Origin of the sequence: Streptomyces sp. ISL-11 (assembly GCF_018614525.1) — a bacterium.
In the GTDB taxonomy this organism is placed as follows: domain Bacteria; phylum Actinomycetota; class Actinomycetes; order Streptomycetales; family Streptomycetaceae; genus Streptomyces.
In genome coordinates this window covers 6,631-19,718 of the sequence record NZ_JAGGOL010000010.1, presented here as the reverse complement: position 1 = coordinate 19,718, position 13,088 = coordinate 6,631, and the positions used below count along the sequence as shown (strand labels likewise).

General features: G+C 68.9%; 10 protein-coding genes and 1 pseudogene. 5 read left to right on the top strand and 6 right to left on the bottom strand.

The genetic code is table 11. The features are described from left to right. Nucleotides 1–482: 482 nt before the first annotated feature. A complete protein-coding gene (locus tag J7E86_RS02430; RefSeq protein WP_215079267.1) occupies nucleotides 483–929 on the top strand; it encodes a hypothetical protein in 447 nt (148 codons plus the stop codon). Then, nucleotides 926–1,156: a hypothetical protein gene (locus tag J7E86_RS02425; RefSeq protein ID WP_215079265.1), complete on the top strand. Its 231-nt coding sequence runs from the start codon at nucleotides 926–928 to the stop codon at nucleotides 1,154–1,156. Before J7E86_RS02430 ends, J7E86_RS02425 begins: the two co-directional genes overlap by 4 nt. Before the next feature lie 244 nt (nucleotides 1,157–1,400). On the opposite strand, the gene J7E86_RS02420 is transcribed toward J7E86_RS02425, so the two are convergent. The 6 genes and pseudogenes from J7E86_RS02420 to J7E86_RS30685 form a co-directional block, all read right to left on the bottom strand. Then, the gene (locus tag J7E86_RS02420; RefSeq protein WP_215079263.1) at nucleotides 1,401–3,404 is read right to left on the bottom strand and encodes an ABC transporter ATP-binding protein; all 2,004 of its coding nucleotides are present in this window, start codon (nucleotides 3,402–3,404) and stop codon (nucleotides 1,401–1,403) included. Then, nucleotides 3,401–3,874, bottom strand: coding sequence for an NUDIX domain-containing protein (locus J7E86_RS02415; RefSeq protein WP_308312441.1), 474 nt, complete (start codon nucleotides 3,872–3,874; stop codon nucleotides 3,401–3,403). Before J7E86_RS02415 ends, J7E86_RS02420 begins: the two co-directional genes overlap by 4 nt. Before the next feature lie 443 nt (nucleotides 3,875–4,317). Beyond that, complete coding sequence (locus tag J7E86_RS02410; RefSeq protein WP_215079260.1) at nucleotides 4,318–5,166, bottom strand: terpene synthase family protein; 849 nt, start codon at nucleotides 5,164–5,166, stop codon at nucleotides 4,318–4,320. A gap of 228 nt (nucleotides 5,167–5,394) precedes the next feature. After that, nucleotides 5,395–6,006, bottom strand: coding sequence for a hypothetical protein (locus J7E86_RS02405; protein WP_215079258.1), 612 nt, complete (start codon nucleotides 6,004–6,006; stop codon nucleotides 5,395–5,397). 303 nt (nucleotides 6,007–6,309) lie between these two features. Then, entirely contained in the window at nucleotides 6,310–6,858 is a 549-nt protein-coding gene (locus tag J7E86_RS30690; protein WP_251018557.1) for an MFS transporter, read from the bottom strand. A gap of 205 nt (nucleotides 6,859–7,063) precedes the next feature. Then, a pseudogene (locus J7E86_RS30685) lies at nucleotides 7,064–7,657 on the bottom strand (MFS transporter); the annotation flags it as partial. 591 nt (nucleotides 7,658–8,248) lie between these two features. On the opposite strand from J7E86_RS30685, the gene J7E86_RS02395 reads away from it, so the two are divergent. From J7E86_RS02395 to J7E86_RS02385, 3 genes are all read left to right on the top strand, one after another. Continuing rightward, nucleotides 8,249–9,031 carry a phosphotransferase gene (locus J7E86_RS02395; protein WP_215079256.1) on the top strand — a complete coding sequence of 261 codons (783 nt, stop codon included), beginning with the start codon at nucleotides 8,249–8,251 and terminating at the stop codon, nucleotides 9,029–9,031. Nucleotides 9,032–9,366: 335 nt separating this feature from the next. Then, a complete protein-coding gene (locus J7E86_RS02390; RefSeq protein WP_215079254.1) occupies nucleotides 9,367–11,214 on the top strand; it encodes an FG-GAP-like repeat-containing protein in 1,848 nt (615 codons plus the stop codon). 298 nt (nucleotides 11,215–11,512) lie between these two features. After that, the coding region (locus tag J7E86_RS02385; RefSeq protein ID WP_215079252.1) for an FG-GAP-like repeat-containing protein at nucleotides 11,513–13,088 on the top strand (1,576 nt) is incomplete at its 3' end.

Genomic DNA, 13,088 nt, shown 5'->3' with positions numbered 1-13,088 from the left:
GGAGGAGGACATCATGCGTACCGGAAACACGGCAGCCCCCTGCGCAACGGGAGCCGACCGGCGAGGACAACAGGCCCACACCCCCCGCAGGCCCGTGGAAGCCGGAAGGAAGGCACGAAGGCGCGGGGAGCGCGCGGCCCGTCCTCGCCTGCCCCGACGTGACCTCGTCATGGCGGCCGACTCGCTGATCGCCGCCCTCGCGGCGGCCGGCCTTGCCGCGGCCGTCCTCCTCTGCGGTGCCCTGATCACCGCAGGCGGCAGCGGAATGCGCGTCGAAGGATCAGCCCCCGTGATCACCGCTCCACCTCGGTGACCTCCGCGCATGTCGCCGGATGCCCGGTCCGAGCAGCGACCGCAGACGATCCGGGCTCACAAGGAAAGCACAAGAACGGCACCTAACTTCACGCTCGTACAGTCCGTCGCCGCCCCGCGGCGACGGACCGTCGCCCATCTCTTGGCAGTACATGGAAACGGAGACCCTCATGCGGCGCACAACCACCATGACCACGGTGCTGGCGGGCCTGGTCCTCACCGCGACAGCGGTCGCCGCCGCGCCCTCGTACGCGGCGGACAGCGCGAGCCCGGCCGGAGGCGCTTCCACGACCGCGCACGCCGAAGGCCCCAAGGGGGACGGCGCGAAGAAGCTGTGCCAGCGGGCGCCCAAGCTGGAGCGCCGGATCGATGAGCGGATCAAGCGCATGGAAGGCACGGTCGGCACGCGCGGCTCGATCAAGTACCTGGAACAGCGCATCGCCAACGCCAAGAAGGCCAACCACACGGCCATCGCCAAGTTCCTCGGCGACCGTCTCGACACGCGCAAGAAGCTCCTGACGGACCTGAAGAAGCAGAAGCCCGACCTGAAGGGCGTCGCCACCTGGTGCAAGGCCAACAACAACGGCAAGGCCGGCTCTGCGAGCCCGAAGTCATGACCTGCCGTCGACGCCTGGCCGCACTGGTGATGACCGCGCTGGTGGTGCCCATCCTGGGCACCACCGCGTGCTCTCACTCGTCAGGGAACGCGGCCCCGGCCGCTGGCTCGTCCTCGTCCTCGGCTTCGACGGATGAGCTTGCGCGGATGGAGAAGACGGTCGACGATGCCGAGCACGCCGTAGCGTCCGCGGACGTCAACGGCAACGCTGACGACGCCGGAAACTGAAATCGGCGGGGACTGGGGGCCTTTGGGGTTTGCGTCGTCGAGCCTCGGATTCGGTTCCGGTAGTGGGCCGTCGGTCTGGCGGCCCACGTCGGCGCGGGAACTGTTCCGGCCCACGGACCGCTGGGACTCGTCCGCGTTCCCGAGGCAGGGTCTGCAGCTCCACGCCCCGCGCGTCGGCGTACGGAGACGTCGGAGTGCCCCCCTCTGTCGTGCCGCCACAGGGACCCTCCCGCCGGGACATCCGTCACAGCTCCTCGGCCGCCTTCACCCTCTCGGCCGGCTGCCGCTGCTCCGGCACGGGGACGTCCTGGAACTGTCGGCGTTGCATCTCGTACAGCTCGTGGAACAGGCCCCTGGTGCGCAGGAGCTCATCGAAGGTGCCGCTCTCGCGCAGCTCGCCCTTGTCCAGGACGTGGATGATGTCGGCGTGCCGTACGGAGGCCAGGCGGTGGGTGATCAGGACGACCGTCCGCCCGCCGTCGGCGAGCTTGCGGATCCGGTCGAAGACCTCCAGCTCAGCCCGTGCGTCCAGGGCCGAGGTGGGCTCGTCGACGATGAGGATCTGCGCGTCCCTGTATCGTGCCCTGGCAATCCCCAGGCGCTGCCACTGGCCGCCGGAGATCTGATGCCCGCCCTTGTACCCCTTGGACAGCAGCGTGTCCCAGCCCCGCGGCAGCTCCTCCACCACCTCGTCGGCCCCCGTGTAGGCGGCCGACTCCTCCAACACCCGCTGATCGAGGGGCCGGTCGGTGCGGCCGATGGCCACATTCATACGGCAGGTGAAAGGCCACCGGTGGAAGTCCTGGCTGACCATCCCGATCCGGGAGAACAGCTCGGCCCGGTCCAGCTCCCTGGCATCCACCCCGGCCCACAGGATGTTCCCGCCGTCGGGCTGGTAGAGACCGGCCAGGAGCTTGGAGACGGTCGTCTTGCCCGAGCCGTTCTCGCCCACGAGGGCCACGATCTTGCCCATCGGAATGTCCAGGGTCACGTCCTTGAGCGCCGACCGCTTGGGCTCCTGCGGGTCCTCCGATGCGTCGGTGGGGTAGTGGAAGGTCACATCCTGGAAGCGGATCAGGTCCAGGTCCCGGGGAACCGGGAGCCCGCCTTCGGGGATGGCGCGCTCGGCCGACTCCTTGTAGAGGCGTTCGAGGTCCATGACGTAGCAGGACTCCTCGTAGAGGTTGTTGACCTGGAGGACGAGGGTGGACAGGCTCTGTCCGCCGGTCCGGGTGGCCAGCACGGCCGTTCCCGCCACCGACAGGTCCATCACCCCGGCCACCAGGAGCCCCATCAGGGCCAGGTAGGTGATGACCATGGCGGCGCCGGTGAGGCCGGAGGCGATCAGACGGACGCGGGCGGCGCTGTCGGCCAGCCGTGACTGCTCGGCCTCGGAGTCCTCGGACATGCTGCGGAAGTGCTCCACCAGGAACGGGCCGACGCCATGGACGCGGATCTCCGGTGCGGGCCCGGTGCGCATGAGAGTCTGACTCAGCAGCCGTCCGGCCCGCGAGTGCTGCACCCACCGCAGATAGCTCGCATACCGAGTCCGGGAGTTCCGCAGTGAGGCCCAGGAGCGGGGCACGGTCATCAGGACGAGAAGCGGCAGGAGCACAGGGTGGAGCACGGTGAGCACGCCGGCGGCGGCGGCGAAGGACACCAGGGAACCGATGACGCCGGCGCAGTAGCCGATCATGCGACGCGACGCGGCCGCACCGTACTGGGCAGAGTCCAACAGCCGGTGGAAGTCCGCGTCCTCGATCGCCGACAGCTCGACCCGAATCACCCGCTCCAGATACAGCTGGGTCGCCACCCGCTCGACCTTCGGCTCCAGCCGGCCCGTGCCCGACGTCGAAGCCGACGTCGCCAAGGCACTGATCATCCCGGCGAGCGTCACCACGATCAACGCCGCGATGGCGGCGTGCAGGCGGTGCTCGATGGTGCCGGCGGCGAGGACGGCGGTCAGGACGCTGTTGACCGCCACCAGCCCCACCGCCTGGCCCACACCCCGGGCCAGCTCGGAGGCACCCACGATCCTCAGCGCCCGGCGGTCGGCCCGCCACGCCAAGCGCACCGTGGAGCGGACCAGCCGCGGCAGAGTTTTGGCCATGGCCCACAACGACATGTCGAAATACGCCGTCTCATGCTTGGCCCACCCGTTGTCGTACAGCAGCGGCCCGCCGAACAGCAGCCTCTCCGACTCCGACCCTTCCGCATCGATCGGGACACTCTTGGGTCTCCGCTTCATGCGGCGCCTCCCGCTCGGGTGGTGGGCCAACCGTGCGTGGACAGCAGTGCACCGGAGCAGAACCGGTCCAGGACGGCGGCGGTGTAGGGCACACAGTCCGGCGGGGGCTGGGACGGGTTCGCCCACACCAACGCCGAGCACTTGCCCGGCTCCCGGTTGCGCGGCTCCCCGGACCACCGCTGCGCGGTGAAGACCAAACCCAGCCGGGCCTCACCCTCCGGGGAGCGGTGGTGGACGAGATGGCAGAACTCCAAGTCGGCCGGCGCGATCGTGACCCCGACCTCCTCGTCCACTTCGCGCAGGGCCCCGGCGACGACGGTCTCCCCGTCCTCCAGATGCCCGCCGGGCGGGGCAAGGAGACCGGCGGCGTACACGGCCCCGGCCCGGCGCAGCAGCAGCACTCGCCCGTCGGTGCGGTGCAGCAGGACCATGACGTCGACCACGCTTCGGTAGCGGGTCCGGTCACTCACAGCGGCCTCCCCGCGCGGTCGGGGCGGGCTTGTGCGATTCACTCGGCCGTGGCCGCTCACCCGATCCGGGGGTTGCATTGCTTCCGGAAACGACAGACCGCCACCCGTCGGCCGGCCTGTGGCGGTCGGCGGGCGGGGCTGCTTTGCAACTGGCCGGGTGACGCCCCGGAAGGAGCACTCACCACCCGTCGGTCTGCTCCCTTGCCCCGTCGGCGTCCTGCGGCGCGGCAGGGGAGACGGCCTTCGCGGCTCGGCGGGGGCTGGCGCCGGCGGGTGTGCGGCACCGCTTTGCGCTGCGGGATCTGATCGGCGGCAAGGGGGCTTCGCCGGACGGGGCCTGGTCCAGCAGGGCGGGGTCGGTCAGCCCGCCGGACGGGATCTATACGCTCGCCAGGACGGGGCCGGTGTCGGTGCCGAGTCGGTCGAGGAGCCGCTGGCCGGGGTCAGCGACTTAGGGGCAGGTAACGGGTTCTGTGGGGCGTAAGAACCACAAGAGCGGCGGTTTCCCCGTTCCATACGTGGCCGGAGCCGTTGTAACGGGTGGTGATGTAGGACCACTCCAGGTTGCCCGTGATTATCCACTTCAGTGCTTCCACGTACTGCCGGACGTTCGTGTTACCGCTGGCCGGCCCATTAAGGAAGTGCTCGGACAGGGAGGCGAATTCCTCCTCGGTTCTCCTGACCGTGCTCGCGACGCGGTTGACCGCTGCCTGCAAGTCGCCGCCGTTTTCCGCCAGGGCGAGGCCAATTACATTCATGGTGTCACCGCTGTAGGACTCCTTACGGTAGGAGAAGATGTCGTTGACCCCGATCCAGTGGCGGGCCACGAGGGTATTGAGCCGCTCCAGTTCAGGGTGGGACTCCAGCTCGCCGGACAGGTCGAGGCCCAGGCCGTATTCCAGGAGAGGGAAGCAACACTGCCCGATCGACCTGCCGCGGGACTCCTCGTAGGCGGACAGGTCGATGGCCGCCCGGGTTTCCTGCCAGTGACGCTCGGTGCGGCAGGCGTCGAGGAAACCTTCGATCGTGTGGACAAAGCGGTCCCACACGGGAACGGGCATGGCGGCCCGGGCGCGCCGGCGCAGGCAGGCGAACGTGCGGAGGTAGGCGGTGTCCGCCGTGACGGGTCGCCCGTCGATGACGTCTCGCAGGTGGCGCAAGCCCAGTTCCTCCGACCTGGCACCAGAGGCGTGAACAAAGAGGTCATCGAGGTGGAAGAGCACATCGATCCAGTTGCAGATGATCTCGATCCGCTGCGTGCCGGCGGTGGGGTAGGTCAGGAGGCTCCACAAGGTGGTGCGATGTCCAAGGAAAGCCTCCAGTCCTGATGAGTCGCCACGGCAGGCGTCGCCCAGGTGGTGCCGCAGCCACGTTCCGCAGCGCCCCTCCAGGTACGCAAGGTCGGGCCGACGGCGCGCAGGGCCGAACCGGGGGAAGGAAGGGAGCCTGAAGCAGGGATATCCGCGATCAGCGCAACGCTGTCGGCCCGTTCGCGGGCTGCGGCTCGCGCGATGCAGGGATCACATCGCCTTCTTGACTTCCTTCCCGCCGGTCTGCGGGGCAAGGCCGGCGGGAAGGACGCCGATGTGGGCGTTGGCTGTGAACAACTGCTGCCCTCCGGTCAGGGGGCTGGCGGGGATGTCTCCGGTGATGGCCTGAGCGGCCGCGGGAGCGAGGTAGACGGGAAGGTCGTCGGCGACGATCCCGTCCGTGGCCGACAGTTTGATCTGCGAGGCGGGGGAAGTGAAGGTCTCGATCCGCTGACCGGCATGGAGCATACGGCCGTGGGACACGTTGTCGCCGAGCCTGATCGACGACAGCATCTGCGTGAACTCCGCGCGCTGGCTGCCGCGGCGCAGCACGAACCCACCCTCTGACGTCGCGCCGACCGCGGACAGATCGCTCTCCAGCCGGCCGCCGTCGATGGTCCACTGCACACACCGGTGCCCAGCCACCGTGACGATCGTGACAGGGGCCACGGCCTCCAGCTCCATCCCGGCTCCAGCCAACGCTTTTGCACCGGCGTCGGTCAGGCAGAAGGTGAAGGGCGTACCGGTGCGCAGCGGCAACGACGCCGCAGGCAGCAACCCTGCGGAGGAGAGTGCCGAGGAAGGCGCAGCCTGAGGTGACATCAGGGCAGCTGTGGAGAGGGCGAGGGCGGCAGTGCGCAGCAGGGGCGTCTTCGCGGTAGAGGCTCCGGAAGGTGAGGGCCGACGGCCACGGGTACGTGGCTCCGCCTACCCAACGCCTGACCGACCGCGAAGATACGCCCATTTACTGACAAAGCGGGAGAAGGGAGATAGCAGCTGGCCCATCCAACTCCGGACCGCTCCCGCCAGTCCGAGCGACATGCTGTTTCGGCACGACCACGATGTGCACCGGGTACGAAGGACGCGTGTCCCTGAAGGCCGGCACCGCCGCCATGGGGAACTGGCTCAGTCGGCCTGGCTGTTCGTGTGCTTGGGCAGGAAGAACATCAGGCCCCACATCACGGCGAAGGCGCCGCCGACCCACCAGAGCACGCCGGTGAACGCGTCGCGGTTGACCGTGCCGTCGGGCGAACCGCCGGTGGCAGAGAAGAAGACGAGGGCGGTCAGCGCGGCACCGAAGGCGATGCCCAGCTGGGTCGAGGTGTTGAACAGGCCCGAGGCCGAACCGGCGCTCTCGTGCGGAACCTTGGCGAGTGACATGTCGGCGATCGGCGCGCCGATCGTGCCGAAGCCGATGCCGAGCAGCAGGAGGGGGACAGTCATCGCGGGGATGGTCAGGTCGGCCTGCCGGCTGCTGACCTGGAGCCCGTAGGCCACCATCGAGGCGAGTGCGATCAGCGCTCCGGCCTGTGGCACGCGGCGCCCGAAGCGCCCGGCGGTCTTCATCGCGATCACCGCACCGGCCATCTCGCCGAGGGCGATCACCACGAAGGCCAGGGCCGCCTGGAGCGGGCTCATGCCCAGGCCGCGCTGCAGGTACAGCGTCCAGGTCATGAAGAACATGCCGGACAGCAGGCCCAGCATCAGCTGCGCGGGACAGGCCGCCGGAGAACTCCTTGCCCTTGAAGAGGGACAGCACCACGAGCGGGGCGTCCTTCTTGCGCTGCTGATGGCGCAGGAAGACGCCGAGCACGAGGAGACCGCCGGCGAGCATGGCGAAGCACCACAGCGGCCAGTGGTGGGCGTGGCCCTCCGTGAGCGGGAAGACGATCAGAAGCATGGCCGGCGCGGACAGCAGCATGCCGGTGAGGTCGAGGCGCTCGGTCTTCTCCGCGGTCGACTCGGCGATGAATTTCCGTCCGAGGATGATCACGGCGAGGCCGATGGGCACGTTGATCAGGAAGATCGGCCGCCAGGACAGTCCGAACAGGTCGGCCTCGGTGACCACGCCGCCCAGGGCCGGGCCCATGACGGCGCCGACCGACAGGACGGCACCGTAGAGGCCGAACGCCTTGCTGCGGTTCTCGCCGTCGAAGGTGACGTGCATGGTCGCCAGCACCTGCGGGATCATCACGGCGGCGCCGCCGCCCTGGAGCACGCGGGCAGCTATCAGCATGCCGGATCCGGCCGCGATGCCGCACAGCAGCGAAGCGAGGGTGAACACGGCGGTGCCGATGAGGAAGACCTTGCGACGGCCGTACGCGTCGCCGAGCCTGCCGCCCGTGATCAGCCCGAGGGCGAAGGTCAGCGCATAACCGGCTGTCAGCCACTGCACTGCGGCCGGTCCGGCGCCGATCGACTGCTGGATGGCCGGGATGGCGGTGAGGACGACCGTGTGATCGAGGTTGTCCATGAGTTCGGCGGCCAGGACGACCACGAGAGCGATCCTGGCGGTCAGTGTCATCTTGGACGACCTGCTGGATGCGGCGTGAACCGAGGGCTCGGTGGTGTGGTTCGGCTCGCTGTCGAGCGCGGGGGAAGCCACGGTAGGACTCCGGATTCAGGAATCGGGGAGCTTGCCGTCAGCCGCGCCGGGGCCGGAAAACACGAAACCCGGGGCAGTCGGCAGAGCTGCACCCGGGAAATGACAGGAAACTGCGGGGGTGGGTGACGCAACTCAGGCCAGTGCGACGTCCGCCCCCGGGCACGTTCCAAAAATCAGAACGTGGGGGAATGCGGACGGCTACAGGGCCTGGGAGATACGTCGTCACCTCGAAACCACTACAGAAGGAACAGGAAGTCTGACACTGCCGCCGGAGTCTCCGGCGCAGGGACTTATGCACGATACGACAGCCTCCGGGCCCTGCGCACGCCAGATATGGCGTGATGAGCAGATGAGGTCGGCGCTGGGGCGCGCCTTGCAACGGTGCCTGCCAGGAGTGAGGCGGCGGGCAGTGGCCGGGGCGCGTGTGTGCGCGGCGGGGCAGCGCGGTACAACCAGGTCATGGAGGAGCAGCGTCTGCCTGGCGGCCGGACCGTAGGTGCGGTGCGTATCGGGAATGCGGTCCACCGGCCCGTACAGCCCTGGACGTCTGCCGTGCATGCGGTGCTGCGTCATCTCGAGGCCGTGGAATTCGGTGGCGCGCCCCGGGCCTTGGGGATGGACGGGCAAAGGCGTGAGGTTTTGACCCATCTGGTGGGCGAGACCGTTGGTGAGGACCTTCCCTGGCCTGCGTGGGTGTACTCGGACACCGCGTTGGTGGGTGTGGGCAGGTGGGCCCGTCGGCTGCATGACGCGACGGAATCGTTTGTGCCGCCACCGGGTGCGCGTTGGCTTGCCGGGCAGACCTGGCGGCCGGGGCTGGTCATCGGGCACCATGACGCCGCGCCGTGGAACGCGGTATGGCACGAGGGTGAGCTGGTCGGGTTCTTCGACTGGGACACGGCTGGGCCTTCGTCGCGCGAGTTCGATCTGGCGTTCATGGCATTGGCCTGGGTGCCGTTGCACGCCCGCCGATTGGCCGAGAGGACGGGGTTCACCGCGTTCGAGGACCGGTGCCGACGCCTGCACCTGCTGCTCGACGCCTACGGCTACGACGGCGACCGGTCGGCCTTCGGGAACGTGGTGGCCGCACGGGCCCGGACCAACGCCGACGTCATCGGCCGCATGGCCGCCGGCGGCGATCCGGTTTATGCCGCGCTGGAGCCGGTTGCCGCCGATCTGCGCCAAGCCGCCATCGAGGTCGAGGCGCTGCCCGCGCCCTTCTGGTCCCCCGCCGGCGACTGAAGCGGCGGCCACACCGGACGCTGCACACCGCCGTGACCCGCCGCGCGCCGGGGCTTCGTCTGCTCCGGAGCGGCCCAGACCGCCTCGGACCGACTTCGTCTCCGCCGTCACAACTTCGCGATGCGCTTCGTCAGTGTTGGTGCAGGCACTCACCAAGCGGCACCGCACCGCCTGTGCGGTCGCCGTACGCCCTCCTGCCTGCGAGGCTCCTCGTCACCATCGCCCTGCGCGCTGGTACCGCAGCAACCTCGGCCGACGCGCACACCCCGTAGCCGCACCGCCGCGAGGCGTCCCTCGTGGCGGTGCGCCCTTCTCTCATCCACAGGACATCCTCCATGACCGAAAGATCCCGCGGCGCCGTGCGTCTCGCCCTCGCCGCCGCCCTCGTCTCCTCCCTCGCCCCTGCCGCACTTCTCACCTCCGCCTCCCCCGCCTCCGCCGCCTCCCTGGCGATGTGGGAGCGGATGGCCCAGTGCGAGAGCACGGGCGACTGGACCGTCGTCAACCCCGACGGCCCCTACTACGGCGGCCTCCAGATCATGAAGCCCACCTGGGACGCCTACAACGGAAGGGAGTTCGCCGAGTATCCGCACAAGGCATCCAAGAAGGAGCAGATCATCGTCGCGGAAAGGATCCTTCGGGGTTCCGGGGCGAGCCAGTGGGGCAACTGCGCCCGCGAGAAGGGTCTGGTCAACGATGGCGTCGATCCGTACCCGCGCGCCACCCCACCCGTCACCCGTGTCACGGGCCCGGAGGACCGTGGCGTCCTCAGCGGTACGGTCACGCTGTCCGCGTCCGTGACCGAGGAGGAGGGGAAGCCGACCGGGGCCGCCTTCTTCGTGGACGGCGACGCCGTCGGTACGGCTTCCGGGGCCGGGCCCTCGTACAGCGTGAGCCTGGACACCACGACCCTGGCGGAGGGGCCGCACACCGTGACCGCCCGTGCGGTCAACGACGCCGGCCAGACCGGGCCGACGTCCTCGGGCGTCTCCTTCTTCGTCGCCAACCGGGGCACGGTCGGCCGGACCACCGGCGACTTCAACGGCGACGGCAAGGCCGACATCGCGATCCTCTACGGCTACGACCGGGAGGGCAAGGACAACCACACCGCGCTGTGGACGCTGCTGAGCACGGGCCGGGGATCGTTCGCCGCGCCGGTGAAGGTGTGGGACAACCTGGAAGCCGGTGCCGGCTCCTGGGACTGGGCCAACTCCAAGGTCATCGCCGGGGACTTCAACGGTGACGGCAGGACCGACGTCGGCGTCCTCTACAACGAGGGCCAGGACGACGCCAAGAACAACCGCACTGCCCTGTGGACCTTCACCAGTCACGGCGCCGGCTTCGACAAGCCGGTGAAGCAGTGGCGGAGCACCCAGTCCTGGGACTGGAAGCGGTCCAAGCCGGTCGCGGGCGACTTCAACGGCGACGGCAAGGCGGATGTCGGCATCCTCTACAACGAGGGCAAGGACGACACCGGCGACTTCCGCACGGCCTTCCACATCGCCTACGCCACGGCCAACGGGGTCCAGGAGCCCAAACGGGCGTGGGACAACAATGACCGCACCACCGGTTCCTGGAACTGGCAGAGCAGCAAGCCGGTCGCGGGCGACTTCAACGGCGACGGCAAGGCCGACCTCGGCATCCTCTACGACGAGGGCAAGGACAACACCGGCGACTTCCGCACCGCCTTCCACATCGGCTACGGCACTGCCGACGCCATCACCCGACCGAAGAGGGTCTGGGACAACAACGACCGGACGACCGGCAGCTGGAACTGGCAGAGCAGCAAGCCCGTCGCCGGTGACTTCAACGGCGACGGCAAGTCCGACCTCGGCATCCTCTACGACGAGGGCAAGGGCAGCGACGGCCAGAACCACACTGCCTTCCACGTCGCATACGGCCGCGCCGGTGGCATCAACGCCCCCAAGCGCGCCTGGGACAACAACGACCGCGCCACCGGCAGCTGGAACGCCGACTCCGCCAAGCCGACCGCCGGTGACTTCGACGGTGACGGCAAGGCGGACCTGGGTGTCCTCTACAACGGTGGCGAGAGCCCCGACGGCAAGGGCGAGGTCAAGCTGTTCACCTTCGCCGGCCGCGCCGAAGCGGTCTCCCCGCCGGTCGAGTCCTGGGGCAGCCGTACGTTCAGCTCCTGGCGGTGGTACCGCAGCGACCTGGCCTGATACGGCGCGGGCGGCGGACGACCCCGCCCGCGTAACACCTGTCCGTCGTCTTCCCCCACCAGCTCCCCACCCGCCCCTCGCCGTGCGGCAGCGCGGCGGGGGGCTTCGGTTTCTCCCGAGCAACTCAGATTAATTTCGTCTCCGCCGTCACAACTTCGCGATGCGCTTCGTCAATGTGACGCAGGCGCTCACCACGCGACACCGCACCGCCTGTGCGGCCGCGTAGTACGCCCCCCCGCCTGCGGGGGCTTTCTCGTCACCTGCGTTGTTCCTTGCTTCGACGTGTCTGGAGACACCCATGCTTCTGAAGGAATCCGCCCGCCGTGGCGCGTCCCTGCTCCTCGTGACCGCGATCGCGTCGGCCGCCCTGGCCACCGGGACGGCACAGGCCGAGTCCCGGCAGTCCGACGGGATGCCGGTGGTCTCGACGGGCACCCTCGGTCACGGTGCCGCCGCGGGCAGCCGCGTCACGCGGCAACAGGTGCTGGACCGGGCGAGAGACTGGGCCGCCCACAAGGTTCCGTACAGCGCGAACGGACTCAGCTCGCCGTACAGCTGGTACAAGGACGAGGCGACGGGCGGCTGGTACCGCCAGGACTGCTCCGGCTACGTCTCCATGGCCTGGATGCTCAACCAGAGCCGCAACACCTGGTCCCTGCGCGATGTCACGACCCGGATCAGCACGTCCGACCTGAAGCCCGGCGACATCCTCAACAACACGCAGAGCCACGTCATCATCTTCGCCGGCTGGATCAACAAGTCGGCCCAGACGTTCTATTACTACTCCGAGAGCGGCCGCAGAGTGGTCACTCAGCGCTATGTGGGGAACTTCAACGACTCCTGGCTCTCGGGCCACCCCACCGACGGCTACGGGGCCTACCGTTACAACAACATAGTCGACGGACCCGTCACCCCCGAGCCGGGCGCCGAGGACACCAGCGCCAGTCCGGCCGAGGCCAAGGTGACAGGTCCGGCGGACCAGGCGATCCTGAACGGCCAGGTCGCCCTCACCGCCTCGGTGTCCGAGAGCGTCGGCACCCCCACGGGCGCGGAGTTCTACATCGACGGCCGGCTGGCGGAGTCCGTCGCCAGCCCCGGCAACCAGTACTCGGCGTCGCTGGACACCACCGAACTGGCCGACGGCCCCCATACGCTGACCGTCAGGGCCAAGAACGCCGCGGGCAAGGACGGCCCGATGTCCGCCGGCTCCGGCTTCTTCGTCGCCAACAAGGCGGTCCCCAGCACCACCACCGGCGACTTCGACGGCGACGGCAAGGCCGATATCGCCGTCCTCTACAACAACGGCAGGTCCGACGCGGGCAAGAACATGACCACGCTGTACAAGTTCACCAGCAACGGTCACGGCTTCGATGCGCCCGTCAAGGTGTGGGACAACGAAGCGTCCTCGGCCGGAAGCTGGAACGCCGACCGCAGCAAGATGACCGTCGGGGACTTCAACGGCGACGGCAAGACGGACGTCGCGGTCCTGTACAACGACGGCCGGGACGACACCGGCGACTTCCGTACCTCGCTGTACGAGTTCATCAGCGACGGCAAATCGTTCAAGGCGCCGGCCAAGGTCTGGGACAACAACGACCGGACCACGGGCAGCTGGAACTGGGAGCGCAGCAAGCCTGTCGCCGGTGACTTCAACGGCGATGGCAAGGCGGACGTCGGCATCCTCTACAACGAGGGCCAGGGTGACGACAACATGAACCACACGGCCTTCCACATCCTGTACTCGTACGACGGCGGGATCCGGGGCCCGAAGCGCGCCTGGGACAACAACGACCGGACGACCGGCAGCTGGAACTGGGAGCGCAGCAAGCCGGTCGCGGGCGACTTCAACGGTGACGGCAAGGCCGACCTCGGCG

Bases quoted from the DNA above. Each gene is read 5' to 3' on its own strand.
- J7E86_RS02430 (WP_215079267.1), top strand. From the start codon at position 483: ATGCGGCGCACAACCACCATGACCACGGTGCTGGCGGGCCTGGTCCTC.
- J7E86_RS02425 (WP_215079265.1), top strand. From the start codon at position 926: ATGACCTGCCGTCGACGCCTGGCCGCACTGGTGATGACCGCGCTGGTG.
- J7E86_RS02420 (WP_215079263.1), bottom strand. From the start codon at position 3,404: ATGAAGCGGAGACCCAAGAGTGTCCCGATCGATGCGGAAGGGTCGGAG.
- J7E86_RS02405 (WP_215079258.1), bottom strand. From the start codon at position 6,006: ATGTCACCTCAGGCTGCGCCTTCCTCGGCACTCTCCTCCGCAGGGTTG.
- J7E86_RS30690 (WP_251018557.1), bottom strand. From the start codon at position 6,858: ATGACCTGGACGCTGTACCTGCAGCGCGGCCTGGGCATGAGCCCGCTC.
- J7E86_RS02395 (WP_215079256.1), top strand. From the start codon at position 8,249: ATGGAGGAGCAGCGTCTGCCTGGCGGCCGGACCGTAGGTGCGGTGCGT.
- J7E86_RS02390 (WP_215079254.1), top strand. From the start codon at position 9,367: ATGACCGAAAGATCCCGCGGCGCCGTGCGTCTCGCCCTCGCCGCCGCC.